Source organism: Kouleothrix sp., assembly GCF_046328425.1.
In the GTDB taxonomy this organism is placed as follows: domain Bacteria; phylum Chloroflexota; class Chloroflexia; order Chloroflexales; family Roseiflexaceae; genus Kouleothrix.
In genome coordinates this window covers 49,611-67,739 of the sequence record NZ_JAXLWP010000025.1, presented here as the reverse complement: position 1 = coordinate 67,739, position 18,129 = coordinate 49,611, and the positions used below count along the sequence as shown (strand labels likewise).

General features: G+C 67.1%; 15 protein-coding genes and 2 pseudogenes. 14 read left to right on the top strand and 3 right to left on the bottom strand.

Annotated features, from left to right (window positions below; genetic code table 11):
• Nucleotides 1-72: 72 nt before the first annotated feature.
• Both U0177_RS21585 and U0177_RS21580 read right to left on the bottom strand, forming a co-directional pair.
• Complete coding sequence (locus U0177_RS21585) at nt 73-585, bottom strand: DUF3090 family protein (protein ID WP_409572735.1); 513 nt, start codon at nt 583-585, stop codon at nt 73-75.
• Nucleotides 586-602: 17 nt separating this feature from the next.
• The gene (locus U0177_RS21580; protein ID WP_409572734.1) at nt 603-1,397 is read right to left on the bottom strand and encodes an MSMEG_4193 family putative phosphomutase; all 795 of its coding nucleotides are present in this window, start codon (nt 1,395-1,397) and stop codon (nt 603-605) included.
• Between the two features lie 160 nt (nt 1,398-1,557).
• Here U0177_RS21580 and U0177_RS21575 point away from each other — a divergent pair, with 160 nt between their 5' ends.
• From U0177_RS21575 to U0177_RS21535, 9 genes and pseudogenes are all read left to right on the top strand, one after another.
• Nucleotides 1,558-2,037: a hypothetical protein gene (locus U0177_RS21575; protein ID WP_409572733.1), complete on the top strand. Its 480-nt coding sequence runs from the start codon at nt 1,558-1,560 to the stop codon at nt 2,035-2,037.
• A 103-nt stretch (nt 2,038-2,140) separates the two neighbouring features.
• The gene (locus tag U0177_RS21570) at nt 2,141-3,223 is read left to right on the top strand and encodes a deoxyguanosinetriphosphate triphosphohydrolase (protein WP_409572732.1); all 1,083 of its coding nucleotides are present in this window, start codon (nt 2,141-2,143) and stop codon (nt 3,221-3,223) included.
• 52 nt (nt 3,224-3,275) lie between these two features.
• Nucleotides 3,276-5,177, top strand: a complete 1,902-nt coding sequence (gene dnaG / locus U0177_RS21565; RefSeq protein WP_409572731.1) for a DNA primase — start codon at nt 3,276-3,278, stop codon at nt 5,175-5,177.
• 11 nt (nt 5,178-5,188) lie between these two features.
• Nucleotides 5,189-5,602: pseudogene (locus U0177_RS21560) on the top strand (RNA polymerase sigma factor region1.1 domain-containing protein); the annotation flags it as partial.
• A 522-nt stretch (nt 5,603-6,124) separates the two neighbouring features.
• Nucleotides 6,125-6,823 (top strand): annotated as a pseudogene (gene rpoD / locus U0177_RS21555) (RNA polymerase sigma factor RpoD); the annotation flags it as partial.
• An 89-nt stretch (nt 6,824-6,912) separates the two neighbouring features.
• Entirely contained in the window at nt 6,913-8,151 is a 1,239-nt protein-coding gene (locus U0177_RS21550) for a DnaJ domain-containing protein (protein WP_409572730.1), read from the top strand.
• 43 nt (nt 8,152-8,194) lie between these two features.
• Complete coding sequence (locus U0177_RS21545) at nt 8,195-9,067, top strand: DUF1028 domain-containing protein (RefSeq protein WP_409572729.1); 873 nt, start codon at nt 8,195-8,197, stop codon at nt 9,065-9,067.
• 12 nt (nt 9,068-9,079) lie between these two features.
• On the top strand, nt 9,080-10,192 hold the full coding sequence (locus U0177_RS21540) for a cellulase family glycosylhydrolase (RefSeq protein ID WP_409572728.1): 1,113 nt from the start codon (nt 9,080-9,082) through the stop codon (nt 10,190-10,192).
• Nucleotides 10,193-10,344: 152 nt separating this feature from the next.
• On the top strand, nt 10,345-11,976 hold the full coding sequence (locus U0177_RS21535) for a CHAT domain-containing protein (protein WP_409572727.1): 1,632 nt from the start codon (nt 10,345-10,347) through the stop codon (nt 11,974-11,976).
• A 13-nt stretch (nt 11,977-11,989) separates the two neighbouring features.
• Here the strand turns inward: U0177_RS21535 and U0177_RS21530 are convergent, their stop codons facing one another.
• Nucleotides 11,990-13,468: an LCP family protein gene (locus U0177_RS21530; RefSeq protein WP_409572726.1), complete on the bottom strand. Its 1,479-nt coding sequence runs from the start codon at nt 13,466-13,468 to the stop codon at nt 11,990-11,992.
• 267 nt (nt 13,469-13,735) lie between these two features.
• Here U0177_RS21530 and U0177_RS21525 point away from each other — a divergent pair, with 267 nt between their 5' ends.
• The 5 genes from U0177_RS21525 to U0177_RS21505 all read left to right on the top strand — a co-directional run bounded on the left by U0177_RS21525 (nt 13,736) and on the right by U0177_RS21505 (nt 18,027).
• A complete protein-coding gene (locus tag U0177_RS21525; protein ID WP_409572766.1) occupies nt 13,736-14,008 on the top strand; it encodes a GlsB/YeaQ/YmgE family stress response membrane protein in 273 nt (90 codons plus the stop codon).
• A gap of 356 nt (nt 14,009-14,364) precedes the next feature.
• Nucleotides 14,365-15,399 carry a metallophosphoesterase gene (locus tag U0177_RS21520; RefSeq protein WP_409572725.1) on the top strand — a complete coding sequence of 345 codons (1,035 nt, stop codon included), beginning with the start codon at nt 14,365-14,367 and terminating at the stop codon, nt 15,397-15,399.
• A 121-nt stretch (nt 15,400-15,520) separates the two neighbouring features.
• Nucleotides 15,521-16,642, top strand: a complete 1,122-nt coding sequence (locus U0177_RS21515) for a DNA methyltransferase (RefSeq protein ID WP_409572724.1) — start codon at nt 15,521-15,523, stop codon at nt 16,640-16,642.
• A gap of 4 nt (nt 16,643-16,646) precedes the next feature.
• Complete coding sequence (locus U0177_RS21510; RefSeq protein ID WP_409572723.1) at nt 16,647-17,657, top strand: LLM class flavin-dependent oxidoreductase; 1,011 nt, start codon at nt 16,647-16,649, stop codon at nt 17,655-17,657.
• 25 nt (nt 17,658-17,682) lie between these two features.
• Nucleotides 17,683-18,027 carry a TIGR04076 family protein gene (locus tag U0177_RS21505; RefSeq protein ID WP_409572722.1) on the top strand — a complete coding sequence of 115 codons (345 nt, stop codon included), beginning with the start codon at nt 17,683-17,685 and terminating at the stop codon, nt 18,025-18,027.
• Nucleotides 18,028-18,129 lie beyond the last annotated feature (102 nt).

Here is an 18,129-nt window from a genome sequence, read left to right as displayed (position 1 = left end):
ACCTATGTTGGAAAGTTTGGCTTTGCCGAAGGCGAGACTGTGGCGCGCCGCGCACGCCAACGCCGCGCAGGGCTAGTTCATCTGCGGGCAGAAGTGCCCCGACGCGTCGATCGGCCGGCCGCAGTTGCCGCAGATCCTGCGGCCTTTCGACACCACCTGCGCGGCGTGCTCGCTGAGCGCGCGCATCTGCTGGCGCGTGGCCGCGAAGCGCGCGGTTGGCGCGGTTTCGTCCTCTTCTTCGGTGCTTCCCTGCATCACCAGAATGATCAGGTCGCGCTCGGCGTCGTAGCCAATGCCCATCTGGGCGATGCGGAAGCGCGACTCGAGCGGCTCTTCCAGGCTCATATCGCTTGCCAGCACCAGCATGTCGTCGCTCGACGAGAGCAGCGGGTTTTTCTCGGCTATGTCTTCGAGCAGCTGGTTGATGTGGTGCGCCAGCGCGCGCACCTGCTCTTTTTCGCAGATCAGCGACACGAGCTCGCGCTCGCGGCGGGCCTGCAGGTAGAACACGCGCTTGCCCGGCTCGCCGACGGCGTGGGCGGTGATGCGTGTGACCGGGTTCAGATCATAGGTATAATCGGACATGACCCTCTTGCGTCCCTTTAAAACGTTACTTGATACTCGCCTGGCGCCCCGTGGTCGGCGCCGTTGGCTGTGGCGTGGGCCGGCGCGCTTTCGGCCTCGGCTGGAGCTTCGGGCTTGGCTGGCGCGCTTTCGGCCGGCGTGGGTGTGGTCTCGGCCGGCGAGGTCTCGGCCGGAGCTTCGGGCTTGGCTGGCTCCTCGGGCTTGGGCTTCAGGTACTCGAGCCCGCCTACGTGGTTATAGGCCAGCAGGCGCGGCCCCATACGCGTGAAGGCCAGCGCGGTGAGCGAGCAGGGCATGATCTCGAGCCGCTGGAACAGGTCGACGTGCAGCCCGGCGTAGTAGGCGATCGCCAGCTTGATGATATCGGCGTGCGACACCACCGCAATAATGCCTTTGGGGTGCTGCGCGCGCAGCGCGTCGAGGGTGGCGACCATGCGCACCTGCGCTTCGCCAAGCGTTTCGCCGCCGGGAAAGCGCGTGCCGCTGGGGTAGAACTGCACGCCGGGCCACAGCTCGTGCTTGTACAGCTCTTTCAGCTCAGCGCCTTGCCACTCGCCATATTTCACTTCGCCCAGGCCCTCGATCAGCCGCAGCGGCATGTTGCGCGGCCCGGCGATCGCCTGTGCCGTCTCGACGGTGCGATCGAGCGGGCTGGTGTAGATCGCGTCGATCGGCAGAAACGCCAGGCGCTCGGCCAGCGCCGCAGCCTGAGCGCGGCCCTCGTCGTTCAGGTGTACGCCCGGCGTCCAGCCGGCCAGCCGCCCATGCACCCAGTCATTCGTCCCGTGGCGAATCAGCAGCAGCAGCGTCACGATCGCTCCTTTGGCAATGGTTGATGCAGCGCGTATGATACCACAACCGCCAGCGGTGTGCTTTCTGGCGCCACCCGTTTCGTGGCTGCCGGCTGTTGCGGAAAGCCGGCACCCGCCCCCGACCTGTGCTATAATCTTGTACCCATTCAGGAGTGTGCGCATGGCCCGCTTTGATCTCAAAACCTTTGTGCTGATCTTCGGCGCTGCGCTGCTCGGCGCCGGCTGGGCGATCGTCAACCGTGGGGCCGCGCCCGATCTGGGCATCGACGAACGGCTGCGCGCCCAGACATGGGTGATCTTCGCCACGCCCTTCGCCACCTTCTGGGGCTGGTTCTTCGCGCGCCGCGGCGAGCGGCTGTGGGCCGCCGGGGTGTGCTTCTGCATCTACTTCTTCGCGCCGTTCCTCGCCGCGCGCTACGAGTCGTGCGCGGTGGTGTGGGGCCAGCACGGGCCGCTCGGCTGCTTCACCGCCACCGCCGAGGCCCGCGACCTGGCGAACAGCGCCAAGCACGCAATCTACTTCCAGGCAGTCGTCGTCGTCCACATCGCCGCCGCGCTGGGGCTGGCTTTGCAGCGCGCCCTGAGTCGTAGTACAATTCCAACACCAAGTATTCAGGAGCCAGGAGTCAGGCTACCGTAAGCCGGTCTTCCACCATCACCCGGTGCTACTCGCGTATGCCTGGTCTGCTACCGAGCTTCTGACTTCCGATTTTGACTCCCGACTCCGACTTCCAGGAAACGCCATGCCCGATCTGCGCCCGACTCATGCCGGAATTCGTGAGCGGCTCGAGGCCGATGAGCACGAGCGGCTTTCGCCGCTGGCGGCGTTCAGCGATACGGCGGCGCGCGACCAGCCCGAGGACGAGTCGCCGGTGCGCACGCGCTTTCAGCGCGACCGCGACCGGATCTTGCACTCCAAGCCGTTTCGCCGGCTCAAGCACAAGACGCAGGTGTTTATCGCGCCGCTGGGCGACCACTACCGCACGCGCCTGACGCATACGCTTGAGGTGACACAGATCGCTCGCACCGTGGCGCGCGCGCTGCGCTTGAACGAAGATCTGGTCGAGGCGATCGGGCTTGGCCACGACCTTGGCCACGCGCCGTTTGGCCACGCCGGCGAGGCCGCGCTCTCGCACGCGCGCGGCCACTCGTTTCGCCACAACGAGCAGAGCCGCCGCGTCGTCGAGGTGCTCGAGAAAGATGGCCAGGGCCTGAACCTGACATACGCGGTGCGCGAGGGCATCTACCTGCATTCCAAAGCCCGCCGCGACATCATGGCCACCGCCTGGGGTGTGGCCAGCACGCTCGAGGGCCAGATCATCAAGATCGCCGACTCGATCGCCTACATCAACCACGACATCGACGACGCGCTGCGCGCCGGGCTGCTGCACGCCAGCGACCTGCCGCGCGACGCCGTGGCGGCGCTCGGCGATACGCACGCCCAGCGGATCAACACCATGGTCTGCGACCTGATCGACTATAACTGGTGGGCCGGCGGCGAGGGCGCGCCGCCCGACCCGCCGCTGCTGGCCATGAGCCCGCACACGCTCGCGGCCACCAACCAGCTGCGCGAGTTTATGTACCAGAACGTGTACCTCGGCTCGCGCGCCAAGGCCGACGACGCCAAGGTGCGCCTGATGATCGACCTGCTCTATCGCCACTTCCTCGCGCACCCCGAGCAGCTTCCCGCCGACTTGCTGCGGATCAACGCGGCCCGCGGCGAGCCGACCGAGCGCGCGGTGGTGGACTTTGTGGCCGGCATGACCGACCGCTACGCGATCAAGGTGTTCAACGACCTGTACGTGCCGCGCACGTGGGGAGCGTAGCCAGGTTCTGCGCTTCGCGAGCTCCGGCGCAAAACCTAAAGGTCAAAACGATATGTCGAATGTAACCGACCAAATCAAAGAGCGCATCGACGTGGTCGAGTTCATCGGCCAGCACGTGAACCTGCGCAAATCGGGCCGCAACTACGTCGGCTTCTGCCCGTTTCACCCGAATACCAAGACGCCGGCGTTCTACGTGTTTCCTGAGACGCAGAGCTACCACTGCTTCGGCTGCAAGGCCTCGGGCACCGTGTTCGACTTCCTGATGCAGCGCGAGGGGCTCGACTTCCACGGCGCGCTCGAGCAGCTGGCCCAGCGCGCCGGCGTGCAGCTCAAGGAGCGCACCGAGGAAGATAACCAGCAGGAGCACCAGCGCACGCGCCTGCTCGAGATCAACGCGGCCGCCGCCACCTTCTTTCAGCATATGCTGCTGAAGTCGCCGCGCGGCGAGGGCGCGCGCGCCTACGTCGCCAAGCGCCAGATCGACCAGGCCACGCTTGAGTCGTTTCAGCTGGGCTACAGCCCCGACGAGTGGAGCGCGCTGCTGGGCTACCTGACCGACCGCAAGGGCTTTGAGCCCGAGGAGATCGAGGCCGCCGGCCTGGCGATCAAGCGCGACCAGGGCGGCTACTACGATCGCTTCCGCGGCCGCCTGATGTTCCCCATCCGCAACGCCAAGGGCGAGATCATCGCGTTTGGCGGGCGCGCGCTTGGCGACGCCCAGCCCAAGTACATGAACTCGCCGCAGACGCCGCTGTTCGACAAGGGCCGCGTGCTGTACGGCCTCGACCTGGCGCGCGAGGCCGTGCGCGCCAGCCAGTCGATCGTGATCGTCGAGGGCTATGTCGACGTGATCATCGCGCATCAGTACGGCTTCCGCAATGTCGTGGCGCCGCTCGGCACCGCGCTGACGAGCGAGCACGTGGGCGTGGTGAAGAAGCTGCAGACCCGCCGCGTCTACCTGGCGCTCGACGCCGACGCGGCCGGCGTCAAGGCTACGCTCAAGGGCCTGCAGACCCTGCGCGAGAACCTCGACGGCCACGAGGTGCCGGTGCCGACGCCGCAGGGCTACATCCGCTGGGAGCGCGAGATCGAGGCCGAGGTGCGAATCATCGCCATGCCCGACGGCAAGGACCCCGACGAGGTGATCGGCGGCAACCCCGCCGAGTGGCGCGCGCTGGTCGAGGCCGCTCGCCCGGCGATGGAATTCTACATCGGCGCGCTCACCGCCGACCTCGACCTGGCCAGCGCCAAGGGCAAGGCCGAGGCGGTGGCCCGGCTGGGGCCGCTGCTGGCTCAGGTGGTGAATCCGGTCGAGCAGGCGCACCATATTCAGCAGCTCGCGCGTTTAGTACAAGTAGAAGAGCATATCATCCGCCAGGGTCTGCCGCGCCCCGAGCGCAAGGCGGCGCCGCCAAAATCGATCATCGGGCTGGCCAGCGCGCCACCCAGCCAGGAAGATCACATGCTCGGCTGGCTGCTGCGTTACCCGGCGGTGCGCACAGCGGTACAAGAGAAGATCCGGCGTGACCTTTTACCGTTCCCACTCGTCGGAGAGATCATCCAAGGAACACTGAGCGAGCTTTTCGGGCGCGTCGATAACCGGGCGATCTGGCAGGCCTGGCAGCAGGAGCCGGCCGCCACCAGCCCGGCCGAGTGGGCCGCCGCTCTCGATAGCCCGCTGCGCGAGCAGGCCGAGCGCGTCCTTGGGCTCGAGCTGCCGCAGTCGCAGGCCTACCGGCTTGTGAACGATGCGCTGGAATGTGCTAGAATGCTGCAGCTCGATCTTGCACGCCGCTGGAAGAATTCGATCAAGCATACGCTTCTCGATGTGGACGAAAGCCAACAACTTGCAGCGCACGAGCGCCATAACCAGCTGATTGGATACATTGACGCGCTGAGTGTCCCGAAACGTAGTTCAGCCTACGACGATCTTCACAGCCTGCACGTGGTCTGAGGAGCGCTGCTATGGAAAAATACAAGGACGCCATGATCGACGACGATATGCCTTTCGATGACCTGGGCGACGATGCGGCCGAGCCTGCGCGGCCCCAGGAGCCGGAAGAAGAACAGAATACGATCACGAGCCTGCAAGATCTGATCGCGCAGGGCAAGCAGCGCGGCTTCGTCACCGAGGGCGAGATCCTTCAGCTGGTGCCTAACCCCGAAACCGATATCGATAAGCTCGAGGAGATCCAGCGCGCGCTGGCGCAGGCCAGCATCAGCACCCGCGACGAGATGATCGCCGGCGGCGCTGAGGTCGAGGGCATGTTCGACGAAGAGGCCGACCTTGAAGATGGCCTGAACGTCGATGGCATCAGCGTCAACGATACCGTGCGCATGTATCTGCGCGAGATCGGCCGCGTGCCGCTGCTCACCGGCCGCCAGGAGACCGACCTTGCCGAGAAGATCGAGGTCGGCGAGTACCTCAACACCTACAAGGTGCAGTACGGCCCGGATTGGAAGCCCGCGATGGTGCCCGAGATCGGCGCGACGCTCTACAGCCGCTTCCAGAAGAACTGGCCGGTGGTCGAGGATGGCCTGCGCCTGCTGTATTCGGTGGCCGAGCTGCCCACGCCCGACCCGATCACCTACGGCAGGGTCAACGATATCCTCACGCTGCAGGATCGGCTGAGCTTTGAGCTGCGCCAGGGCTATGAGCGCCGTCGCCTCGAGATCGCCAAGAAGCGCGGTCTTACCGCCGAGCAGTACGACCAGTCGATCGCCCACGCGATGGTGATCTACGGCCTGCTGCCCAAGGATGTGCAGGCGCGCTTGCTGCAAGGCGGCGAGTGGCCTTCGGTTGAGCAGGTTCAGGACGCGTTCACCACCCAGCGCGACCAGATCTGGCGCGATTGGCTGGCCGCGCTCGACGCCGGCGAGATGGCCCGCAAGTACCTCACCGAGGCCAACCTGCGCCTGGTGGTGTCGGTGGCCAAGAAGTATATCGGCCGTGGCCTGCAGCTGCTCGACCTCATCCAGGAGGGCAATGTCGGCCTGATCCGCGCCGTCGAAAAGTTCGACTACCGCAAGGGTTTTAAGTTTAGCACCTACGCGACCTGGTGGATCCGCCAGGCAATCACCCGCGCGATCGCCGACCAGGCGCGCACCATCCGCATTCCCGTGCATATGGTCGAGACGATCAACCGCCTCATGCGCGAGAGCCGCCGAATGCTCCAGGAGCTTGGCCGCGACCCGAGCGACGAGGAGCTGGCTAAGGTCATGGGCATCCCGGTCGAGAAGGTGCGCTCGATTCGCAAAACCTCGCTCGAGCCGGTGTCGCTCGAGACGCCGGTTGGCCAGGAGGAAGATAGCCAGCTCGGCGATTTCATCGAAGACTCGAAGGTGCTTGCGCCCTCCGACGCGGCGAGCCACCAGATGCTGCGCGAGCAGGTCGAGCAGGTGCTGAACCAGCTCACCGAGCGCGAGCGCCGGGTGCTGCAGCTGCGCTTTGGCCTGGAAGATGGCCACAGCCGCACGCTCGAGGAGGTCGGCAAGGAGTTTGGTGTGACGCGCGAGCGCATTCGCCAGATCGAAGTTAAGGCGCTGCGCAAGCTGCGCCACCCACGGCTGGGCAAAAAGCTGCGCGATTATCTTGAGTAAGTTTTGAGTTTTGAGCTTTGAGCTTTGAGTTCGCCATATATGACTTGTAGCTGTGAACTCAAAGCTTGGGGCTCCCCGGCGGGGCAACTGTGTCCGATTTTGAACACCTGGACTACTACGAACTGCTTGGTGTATCACGCTCGGCATCGTTCGACGAGATCAAACGCGCCTACCGGCGAGAAATTTCGAAATTTCACCCCGATCGCTTCGTCAATGCACCACCCGACGATCAGGCGTATGCCAGTGAACGTAGCCAGCGCCTGACCGAGGCCTACGCCATTCTGAGCGATTTCGCGGCGCGGAATGCCTATAACCGTGGGCAGCCGGCCGAGCGCGGCGCGCGCCCGCCCCGCCCAAGCACGCCGCCGCAGCAGCGCGATTACCAGGCCGAGCTGTACGATCAGGCGATCTCGCACCTGGGCGCCGGCCGGCAGCTCCAGGCGATTGGCGCGCTGCGCCAGCTCCAGCAGATCAACCCGTTCTACCGCAATAGCGCCGAGCTCCTGGCCCAGATCGAGGCCCAGCTGAACCATCGCGAGGAGCGCCCGCCCCGGCGCTTCCGCCCGCTGGTGATCGCTGGCACGATCACTGGCGGTATCGTGCTGGTGGCTCTGGCGGCCTGGGCGATCGGGTTTGGCCGCAGTACGCTCGCCTCGCGGCTGCCGGCGAGCACGGCCGCGCCAGCCGCCGCGCTCGCCACGGCCGCGCCGACCAGCGCGCCGGAGCCGACCGCGCCGCCCACGGCCGCGCCGACCAGCGCGCCGGAGCCTACCGCGCCGCCCACGGCTCCGGCTGGGCAGGTTCTGCTGGCCGATGGCTTCAACGAATCCGGCTGGGCGACGCTGAGCGGCCCAAGCTGGCAGGTGGGCTACCAGGGCGGCCGCTACCGCGTGCAGGGCGATGCCGGCAGCGGCGCGATCTGGAGCTACCGCGTTGCGCCAGCATCCGACGTGAGCATTGGCGTCGATATGCAGGTGCTCAGCGGCGAGGGCGGCTTGCTGCTGCGCTTCCTCGACGCGAACAACTACCTCAGCGTGGTGCTCAACCCCAGCCAGACGAGCTACCGTGTCGAGCAGCAGCGTGGCGGCGCGCTGAATGCGCTTGCCGGCGGCCAGAGCGAGGCGATCAATGCCGGCGCCGACGCAAGCAACCGCCTGGTGGTGCGCGTGCGTGGCGATGCGCTGCAGGTGTTCGTGAACGGCCAGCAGCTGGCCGATGTCGTGGCTACCAGCGCGCCCGACGCCGCGCGCTATGGGCTGCTGGTGATCGCCAAAGATACTGCTTCGGAAGCGCTGTTCGATAACCTTGAGATCCGCGCGGCCGAGTAGCCGCTGGCTCAGTAGCACCCGCGATAATCGAAAAGGCCCGCTCATGAAAACACCCATTGTCGCCACGTTCTCGATCGCCGCGCACGACCCGCGCAACGGCGACCTGGGGGTGGCGGTCGCGTCGAAGTTCCTGTCGGTTGGATCGGTGGTGCCGTGGGCGCAGGCCGGCGCCGGCGCTGTGGCTACCCAGGCGATGGCCAATATTAGCTATGGCCCGCGTGGGCTGGCGCTGCTGGCTGCGGGCCAACCCGCCGATGCGGCGCTCGCCGCGCTGCTGGCCGACGACGCCGATCGTGAGCATCGCCAGGCTGGCTTGGTGGACGCGCGCGGCCACGCCGCAGCGCATACCGGCGCCGCCTGCATGGACTGGGCCGGCCATGTTGTGGGTGCGGGCTTCGCCGCTCAGGGCAATATCCTCGCTGGCCCTCACGTGGTCGACGCGATCGTCGCGGCGTTTGGCGCCGCCGAGGGCGAGCTTGCCGACCGGCTGCTGGCCGCGCTGGCGGCCGGCGACGCGGCCGGCGGCGACCGCCGCGGGCGCCAGAGCGCCGCGCTGTATGTGGCCCGCGCCGGCGGCTCGTATGGCGGCCTGCTCGACCGCTACATCGACCTGCGCGTCGACGACCACCCCGCCCCAGTGGGCGAGCTTGGCCGGCTGCTGCGGCTGCACCGCTTCTACCTCACCCCGCCGCGCCCCGAGGAGCTGCTGCCAATTGACGCCGCGCTCGCCGGCGAGATCCAGGCGCTGCTGGCGCGCGCCGGCTACTACACCGGCCCCGTCGGCGGCGGCTACGACGACGCAACCCACGCCGCGCTCGAGCGCTACGGCGGGGTCGAGAACCTCGAGGAGCGCCTGATCAGCCGCAGCGCGATCGACCCGCAGGTGCTGGCGTATATGCGCGAAAAGATCGGCTGAGTCGAACTGCGCATGAAACACCTGATCGCCTGCGCGCTGCTGTGCATGCTGCTGTGCTTCGCCGCCGCCTGCGGCGCACCCGCGCCAGCAGCAAGCGAGGGCCTGCCGGCCGTGGCCGCGCGCGGCGAGCAGCTGCTCGCCGGCCGGGCTGTGCTTGAGGTGCGCGGCGTCAACTATATTCATCCCACCAATGCCGACCTGGCCAAGTGCTCGGCGCTGCAGTTTGGCGCCGACGGCAACTGCCCATGGGAGCTCGCGCCGATCGCCGCCGACTTCGAGCACCTGCGCGCCCTGGGCGTCAATACCGTGCGCGTCTTTCTGAACTACTACGTGTTTGGTGGCGCGCGCGCGGCCGACCCGAACTACAGCATGGCCCAGCCGCTGGCGCACCTCGATGAGCTGATCGCCGAGGCCGGCAAGCGCGGCATCTACGTGCTGCCGGTGCTGCTCGCCAAATATCCGCAGGATCGCTTTCACCCCAACGATTACGCCACCGCGCTCGATCTGCATGTCCGCCCTGTCGTACAGCACCTGGCTGGCAAGCCCGGCCTGCTGGCCTGGGATCTGTTCAACGAGATCGACCTGGGCGGGCCGGTCGATCAGCGCTGCTGGGATTGGGACAACGCCGACTTTCCGCTCTGCTTCCCGCTGGCGAACGAGCGGCTGCACTTCATCAAAGCCATCCACGACGAGGTCAAGCGCCTCGACCCGGTGCGCCTGACGACGGTGAGCCTGGGGTTTGGCAAGAACTACTTCCGGCCCGAGCGCGCCGACCTGCGCCTGGCCGACGTGGTGGACGTGTTTTCGTTCCACTACTACGACGACGACCCCTACGACAGCGGGCGCTACGCCGCGCACTGGTACTACGGCCAGGGCTTCCCGGCCGACCTGCGCCGCGCGCTCGACGAGCTGCGCGCCCTCGGCCTGGCTAAGCCGATGCTGGTGAGCGAGCTGGGCTTCCCCACCGGCGCAGGCGCCAAGCGCGGCTCGGCCGAGCTGGCGCGCGATCTGCAGCTGGGCCTGCAGACGGCGCGCGACGCGCAGGCCAGTGGCGTGGTGCTGTGGCCATTCCAGGCCGACTACACCCTGCTGCCGGGCGATATCTTTACCCCCAGCGCGCGCTAGCATGAGCCGGCGGCTCATTCCGATTGCGCGCCGGATGTGTATGCAAGCACGCGCGCCGATGGTGGCGCACAGTAAAAATACCGCTTCACAAAGCCGCGAGATCCCTGTACCATGCACCTGAAACGAACTGGCCAGCGTAGATGGGGAAACACATGGCGAAAGAATACGTGCCATTCAAAATTGAATTTATCGATCTCGATAGTGCGCGCGCGAATGTGATAGTGCGCTGCGACCTGGTAGGCGGCGACGCGCGCGGGGTATTTGTTTCGCCCTCCGGCGACCCGGCCTTCCAGCAGCTCGTCGACCAGCTGCAGAACTTTCAGACCGACGAAGATATGTTGACGGAGCTTGGCCGTCGGCTGTTCGGCGCGCTCTTCCAGGGCCAGGTGCGCGACGCGTATATCACCGCGCGCAGCAAGCTGCGCCCCGACCAAGGGCTGCGGCTGCGGCTCAGCATCGAGCCGGCGCAGACGGCGCTGGCGGCGCTGCCGTGGGAGTTTCTGTGCGACGAGGAGCATCAGCCGCTGGTGCTGCTCGATACGCCGATCGTGCGCTACCTGCCGCGCTTCAGCAACCCGCCCGTGCTCGACACGCCGCGCCCGCTCAAGATCCTGGTGACTACCGCCATCACCGAGCCGAAATTCGACCCGGCCAGCCAGCTTGCCGAGCTGCGCGCGACCGTGGCGAGCGCCGAGCAGGCCGGCGTGGTGCAGCTGCACGTCGAAGAGCACCTGACGCGCCGCCGCTTCAACCAGCTGCTGCGCCAGGGCTTTCATATCTGGCATTTCATCGGCCATGGCAAGCTCAACCGCGATGGCACCAGCGGGCAGCTGGTGTTTGAAGACGCTGGCGGAGTGCCCGACGCGATCGGCGCGCGCGAGCTGGGCATCATCCTCAGCGACAGCATGCTGCGCCTGATTGTGCTGGAGGCGTGTAATAGCGCGCAGCTCACCACCCAGCCGTACCGCAGCATCGCGCCCGCGCTGATGCTGGCAAACATCGGCGCGGTGATCGCCATGCAGTTTAAGGCGCCACAAGAGGCTACCCGGCCGTTTGCTGACGAATTCTATCAGGCGCTGGTCGACGGCGAGCCGATCGACGCCTGTGTAGTGCGTGGGCGGCGCGAGGTCATGTTCGCGTCGGGGCTGCGTAACCCCGACTGGGGCATTCCCACCGTTTACACCCGCGCCCCCGACGCGCGCCTGTTCGCGCCGGCTGCCGCCACAGCGCCCACGCCTGGCCAGCCGGGCACGCCGCAGCCCGCCCAGGGCGGCATCAGCGTGTCGATCGGCAACAACAACCAGTTTGGGAACTCGCCGATCAACATCAACGCCGGGGGCGGCGCAGCCGAAGGCGCGCGCTACGACGACCGGCTGAACGAGCTGAATCGTCAGCTGGCGGCCACGCGCAGCAAGCGCGCGATCCTGCAGGACAAGAAAGCCAAATTGCAGGCCGGCGTTGGCGAGCTGATCTTGCTTGAGGAGACCGAGAGGGAATATGCCGACCAGCGCAGGCAGCTGCTGGTGCTGCGCAAAGAGCGGCTGGAAGAGCTGCGGCAGCGCGCGGATCAGCCGGCCAGCCAGGCGCTGGACGGCCAGATCGCCGAGCTGACGCTGAGCGTGCTCGAGGAAGAGATCGACCTTACCCAGAGCGATGTATACAAGCTCGAAGATCTGCGGCGCATCCAGTCGAACGACCGCGATCGCCAGAAGGTGCAGCAGCAGATCGATGCGAAAAACGCCCAGATCGCCGAGCTGAGGCGCCAGCTTAACGCCATGCGCTAGCGCCCCAGCGCCGCTAGCGCGCTGCGTCGGCCCCTAGCACCACCACAATGTCGGCGCCGGCAGCCGCGCCCTCGGGCGCGCCCTGGCGCAGCTCGGCCTTGAGCAGCTGGGCCAGCCGCTGGCTGGTGCGCGGCTTGCCCGTCACGTCGTACACAATCGTCTTCGGCACGTCGCTGCTGGGCGCGTTGCCGGCCGGCGCCATGGTGAAGCCGGCCTTCTCGATCTCGAGCGACTTACGGCCGGCTAGGCCAGGCGCTTCGGTGCCGTTGAGCACCTGCACCGTGGCCGCCTCGGCTGCCTCACTCGGGCGCGTCAGAAACGCGTCGACGACCTTCTGCACATCGTTCGGGTCCCAGATTAGATCCGAGCCTTCTTCGCGGTAGTTCGGCGCCGACTCGGGGCTGAGCCGCGTCTGCCCGATCTCGTCGGGGCGAATGCCGCTGCCGACCCACCCCAGGCCCGCCAGCACGTCGAGCCGCGCGATCGGCAGCGTGGTCTTCACCGCGCCCTCAAGGCTGCTCAGCAGGGTTGGCGCGAACAGCAGCTGGCCCAGCGCGCCGCGCGCGCGCAGCTTGGCGGCGATCGCGCGTAGCACCTGCTGCTGGCGCTCGGCCCGCCCGAAGTCGCTGTCGGCGTGGCGGGTGCGGGCGTAGATCAACGCGCGCTCGCCATTCATCTCCTGCACGCCTGGCTGAAACTCCACCCGCATGATCCCGAAATCGGGCGTGGGGTATGCATCGTCGACAATCGCGTTTGGCACGTCGATCGTGACGCCGCCGAGCGCGTCGATCAGCTTGGCGAAGCCGTCGAAGTTGATCTGAGCGACTGCGCCGATCGTCTGGCCGCGCTGGCGCAGCTGCAAGAGCTGCTCGGCGGTCTGCGCCGCCAGCGCCATTCCGCCCTCCTGCGGCGTGGTTCCCGAGCCGTACAGCGCCTCGGCGGCGGCGTAGCCCTGGCCATACGCGGCATTGATTTTGGTTTCGCCTATGCCGCGCACATTCACGCGGCTGTCGCGCGGGATCGAGAGCAGGCTAGCCCAGCGGCCGTTTGCGTCGAGGTGCGCGACAATCAGCGTGTCGCTGCGCACGCCTTCCTCAGGGTGGTCGGGCCGCTCGTCAACGCCGACGATCAGCACGTTCATACCGCCGAGCAGCGGTGCCACCACTGGCGCGTTTGGCCGGACGTCGCGCACCACGATCTGGCTGCTCACGGCGCGTAGCCGCAGGTAGAAGATTAGCGCGGCCGCCAGCGCCAGCACTACCAGCGCCAGCAGCACGCGCACGATGATCTTGCCCGGCGCGCGCCGCCGAGCTGGCCGCAGGCCGGGCGGCTGGCCGCCCTCGCGCCGCGGCATCACAACCGTGTCGCCGGTATAGGCGTCGCCGGCCGGCGGCACGCGCCGGCGCTCCGGGGCTGGCGCTGCTGGCCGTGGCCGCTCGCCGGCGCCATACGCAGGCTCGCCTGGCCGGCGCGGCCGATTGGTATCGCTCATAGTCTGTTGCCCGTTCTGAGAGCTTCGCGTGAGCAGTATAGCACACTGCCCAGGCTGGCGAATGATGCCCGGCTCGTGGGCCGCTGAGGCGTGCCTGGCGGCGCGCGCCGCTGTGTATGCCGCCGCCGGGGCAAGCGGCGAACCATGGCACGTCGCTTGCATATGACTCTATCAAAAGCGATTGGAGCTGCGTAACGGCCCAACGCTACCATCGTGCGAACGTTTGGAATAGGCTTCATACCACGTATCAAGGAGAGGAACACCATGATCAACTTCATCCTGTGGCTGCTGTTTGGCGCGCTCGTCGGCTGGCTGGCAAGCATTGTGATGCGCACCGACGCGCAGCAGGGCGCCCTGCTGAACATCGTCGTCGGCATCGTCGGCGCGTTTCTTGGCGGCTTTCTGTTCAACCTGCTCGGCGGGGGCAGCTCGAATATCAACAACAGCGATTTCAGCCTGAGCGCGCTGATTGTGTCGTTTATCGGCGCGGTGGTGCTGCTAGGCATCGTCAACCTGGTGCGCCGCGGCTCGGTGCGTTAGCGCGCCGGCAGCTCTGCCGTAGGCAGAAACGCCGGCCACCTAATACTACACCGGCTAATCACTTGCTGTATGGTGGGGTTCGGGGCGGCAAAGCCGCCCCGAATTTCTTTTTGGTAAGCCCTGCGCGGCTTCACTGGGCAGGGCTTACCAAAAAGGCTCGAACGGAGTTCGTATACTATCTGCCCGACTCTCGCGCGTAGCGATGGGCCAACCGCCTGTCGTTACGCGCGAAAATGTTGGTTTGTTCGCGCTTGTATGCCATTTCGCTCATTTCTTTGTCATCTCGCTATACTATACTAGGTTCGGTTAGCCGCACCGCACTAGCCCGTTTCTGCTTGCGGCAAGGAGCCTGGGAAATGACATCGACACTCTCTTCGCAGCGCGTATCGCCGGCGCCCGATCTGATCAGCGCCGACGATTTTCCGGCCGGCGAGTTCGATCCGTCTGGCATGCTGGCTGGCCTGATTTCTCTGCCGACCCACCGCCCGAAGCGTAACCCGCTCGATCCGGCCCGCCTGATCAATACGCCTGGCTGGTATGGCGCCGGTGCGCTGGCAGCGGGCCTGGGCCTGCTTGGCTTGCGCGCGCTTGGCTGGCCCGGCGCTGCTGCCCTGGGGGCGCTGGGCGGCGCTGGGCTGGCCTATGCGTCGCGCTACGAGCCCTCGCACCCGCTGCTTGAGCGCCGCGAGCTGCGCTTCCCGCAGCTGCCGGCCGCGCTCGACGGCTTGCGGATCGGCCAGATCGCCGATACGCACCTGGGGCTGCGCTATACCGAGCGCAATTTGGCCTGGGCGGTCGAGCAGATGCGCCGCGAGCAGCCCGACCTGATCGCGCTGACCGGCGACCTTGCCGGGCACAAGGCCGCCATCCCGAGCATCACGCCGCTGCTGCGTCCGCTGCGCGCGCCGCTGGGCGTGTACGCCGTGCCTGGCAACCACGATTACTGGGAGGGCCTTGCCGACGTCCGTGCGGCGCTGGCGCTGGCCGGCATCCCGCTGCTGATCAACCAGGGGCTGCGCATGTCCTGGCGCGGCGCCGAGTTCTGGCTGGCGGGCGTCGACGATGCGTTCGACGGGCGGCCGGATTTTGCGGCGGCGCGCGCCGGTATGCCCGAGGGCGCGTTCGGCGTGCTGCTCGCCCACGCTCCCGATCTGGCCGACGACGCGGCCGATCACGGGTTTGCATTCCAGCTTTCGGGCCACTCGCACGGCGGTCACCTGCGCCTGCCGGGCCTGGGCGCCTACACCCACCCGCGCTTCGGCGTGCGCTATGTGATCGGCCACCACCACGTCGGCGCGCTGCAGCTGTATGTGTCGCGCGGGCTCGGTGGCGCGCCGCTGCGGCTGCTGTGCCAGCCCGAAGCGACGATCTTCACCCTCCGGCGCGGCTAGGCTTACACATGCCCATGTGGATAAGCAGGAATCATGGCAGCCACAAGCCATGATTCCTACTTGCCATTGCATGAGTTTTTCGGTATGATACGTGCATCGCGATTACAACAAGGGAATCGTCATGCACGAGTTACTTGCGCGCGCGGCGCTGGCCGACGACGAAGCGTTTGTAGGCCAGCCCGAACCGATTTCGCTCGACCGCGCCCGGCTGCTCGATGCGCTGCGTGCCGTCGCCAGCCTCGCGGCCCTGCCCGAGATCCGGCGCGGCGTGGCCGAGCTGAAACGCCAGATCGCCGATGGCGACGCGTACCTGCACGCCGGCGCTGGCGCCGACAGCGTATGCTTCGCGCCCGAGTTCTTGGCTGGCGAGCTCGACCAGATTCGCGCGGCCTACACCGCCGAGCGCGCACGCTACTATGTTGGCCGGCTGATCAAGAGCATCAGCGAGGTGCGCACCGGCGCGATCAACGACATCAACCTCAATCGCTGGAAAGAGTACGAAGATATCTACACCGATAGCCTGTGGCTGGTGAACCGCCGCGATGGATCGGGCGCTCACAACGCCGGCTACTGGGGCAATTTCATCCCGCAGATTCCCCACCAGATGATGCGGCGCTACACTCGCCCCGGCGACTGGGTGATCGACCCGTTCGCCGGCTCGGGCACCACGCTGATCGAGGCGCGCCGGCTCGGCCGCAATTGCCTGGGCGTCGAGCTGCAGCCCGCCGTGGCCGAGCGCGCCCGCGCCCTGCTCGACACCGAGCCGAACGAGCACCAGGTGGTCGGCGCGGTTGCTACTGGCGATAGCCTCGCAACCGATTACCGCGCGCTGCTGCGCCAGCAGGGCCGGGAATCGGCTCAGCTGGTGATCCTCCACCCCCCCTACTACGATATCATCAGGTTCAGCGACGACCCGCGCGACCTATCCAATGCCGACTCTGTCGAGGCGTTTCAGGCCATGCTCGGCGCGCTGGTCGATCGGGTTGGCGCGGTGCTCGACTCTGGCCGCTATCTGGCGCTGGTGATCGGCGACAAATACGCTCGCTGTGAGTGGATCCCGCTGGGATTCCAGGCCATGAATGAGGTGCTCAAGCGCGATTTCTCGCTTAAGAGCATTATCGTGAAGAACTTCGAGCAGACGGCTGGCAAGCGCAGCCAGCGCGAGCTGTGGAAGTATCGCGCGCTGGTTGGCGGCTTCTACATCTTCAAGCACGAGTACATTTTTGTGTTCCGAAAGCGCTAATGCCGTGCCTCACTCGGTCTCTGTCGCCTTTCAGACGAACCACCCGATCGGCGCGTATGGCCCAATGGCCGCCGCAGCCGAGCGCTACGGCTTCGACGGCGTGAGCGTCTACAACGACATGCTCTACCAGCCGGCGTGGCTGCCGCTGCTGGAGATCGCGCGCGCCACCCGGCGGGTGCGGCTCGGGCCGGCTGCGGTGAACCCGTTCACCTGCCACCCGATCAATATCGCCGGCAATATCGCGCTGCTCGACGAGGCCTCGGCTGGCCGGGCCTACTTGGGGCTGGCGCGCGGCGCCTGGCTCGGCTTTGTCGGCCTCGCGCCCGAGCGGCCGGTGGCGGCGCTGCGCGAGGCTTTCGCGTGTGTGCGCCACCTGCTGGCCCGCTCGAAAGAGCCGTTTCACGGCGAGGTGTTCCAGCTGGCTGGCGGCGACGCGCTGCGCTGGGATGTGCCGCGCGCCGACATTCCGCTGTTGCTGGGCAGCTGGGGTGGCGCGGCCATTCGAGCCTGCGCGGGCATGGTTTCCGAGGTGAAGATAGGCGGCACCGCCAACCCGGCGCTGATCGCGCATATGCTCCCGGCGATCGCCGACGCGGCGCTCGCGGCCGGGCGCCCGGCGCATGCGATCAGCCTGTGCGCGGGGGCGGTCACTGTGGTCGATCGCGATGGCGCTGCGGCGCGCGCGCAGGCACGCCGCGAGGTAGCGCTGTACCTGCCGGTGGTCGCGCCGCTCGACCCGACGCTGGCTCTCGATCCCGAGCTGCTGGCGCGGGTCGCCCACGCGGCCGCCGAGTACGACTTCGAGCGCGCTGCGCGCGATATCTCCGACGCTCTGCTGGCGCGGATGGCGTTTGCTGGCACGCCCGCGCAGGTGGCCGAGCAGGCGCTGGCGCTGTTCCAGGCCGGCTGCGGACGCGTGGAGTTTGGCACGCCACACGGGCTCAGCGCCGAGGCGGGGCTGCGCCTGCTGGGTGAGGAAGTGCTGCCGATGCTGCGGGCCGCGCTAGGAGGCTAGCCGTAGCCGGGGCTGGAGAGCACACGTGAGACGCGACGACGAGTTTGAGCTATACGATCTTCAGGTGGTGGTCGAGGCGATCGAAGGCCACTGCACCTGCGCAATGAGCGTGGGCGATAGCTTCTTCGTGCGCGGCGGCAAGCTTTCGCTGCCGGAAGGCCGTGAATTCTGCCTCTACGCGCTGCAGGCCGCCATCCCGCTGCTGCCCGCCAAGCAGCGCCGCAACCACCCCGCCGACTGGATGGAGACCGACGCGCGCGTGACCTGCCCCGACCCGGCCTGCCGCCTGATCATGCGCGTTGACCGTGTAGGCAGCCGCACCCTGCGCCACGACGACGTCAGCCCGATCGCCTGGGAAGGTGGCTCGTAGGCTTGTAGAAACGTACAGGGGTGTGGCTCGAAGAGCCCCCCCCCCCCCACCCCTGTACTTATGGAGCGGGAGACGGGATGATGTCCCGCCTCCCATCCCGTC

Excerpts from the sequence above, each read along its gene's own strand:
- U0177_RS21585 (WP_409572735.1), bottom strand. The coding sequence starts at position 585 with ATGTCCGATTATACCTATGATCTGAACCCGGTCACACGCATCACCGCC.
- U0177_RS21575 (WP_409572733.1), top strand. The coding sequence starts at position 1,558 with ATGGCCCGCTTTGATCTCAAAACCTTTGTGCTGATCTTCGGCGCTGCG.
- U0177_RS21570 (WP_409572732.1), top strand. The coding sequence starts at position 2,141 with ATGCCCGATCTGCGCCCGACTCATGCCGGAATTCGTGAGCGGCTCGAG.
- dnaG (WP_409572731.1), top strand. The coding sequence starts at position 3,276 with ATGTCGAATGTAACCGACCAAATCAAAGAGCGCATCGACGTGGTCGAG.
- U0177_RS21545 (WP_409572729.1), top strand. The coding sequence starts at position 8,195 with ATGAAAACACCCATTGTCGCCACGTTCTCGATCGCCGCGCACGACCCG.
- U0177_RS21540 (WP_409572728.1), top strand. The coding sequence starts at position 9,080 with ATGAAACACCTGATCGCCTGCGCGCTGCTGTGCATGCTGCTGTGCTTC.
- U0177_RS21535 (WP_409572727.1), top strand. The coding sequence starts at position 10,345 with ATGGCGAAAGAATACGTGCCATTCAAAATTGAATTTATCGATCTCGAT.
- U0177_RS21530 (WP_409572726.1), bottom strand. The coding sequence starts at position 13,468 with ATGAGCGATACCAATCGGCCGCGCCGGCCAGGCGAGCCTGCGTATGGC.
- U0177_RS21520 (WP_409572725.1), top strand. The coding sequence starts at position 14,365 with ATGACATCGACACTCTCTTCGCAGCGCGTATCGCCGGCGCCCGATCTG.
- U0177_RS21515 (WP_409572724.1), top strand. The coding sequence starts at position 15,521 with ATGCACGAGTTACTTGCGCGCGCGGCGCTGGCCGACGACGAAGCGTTT.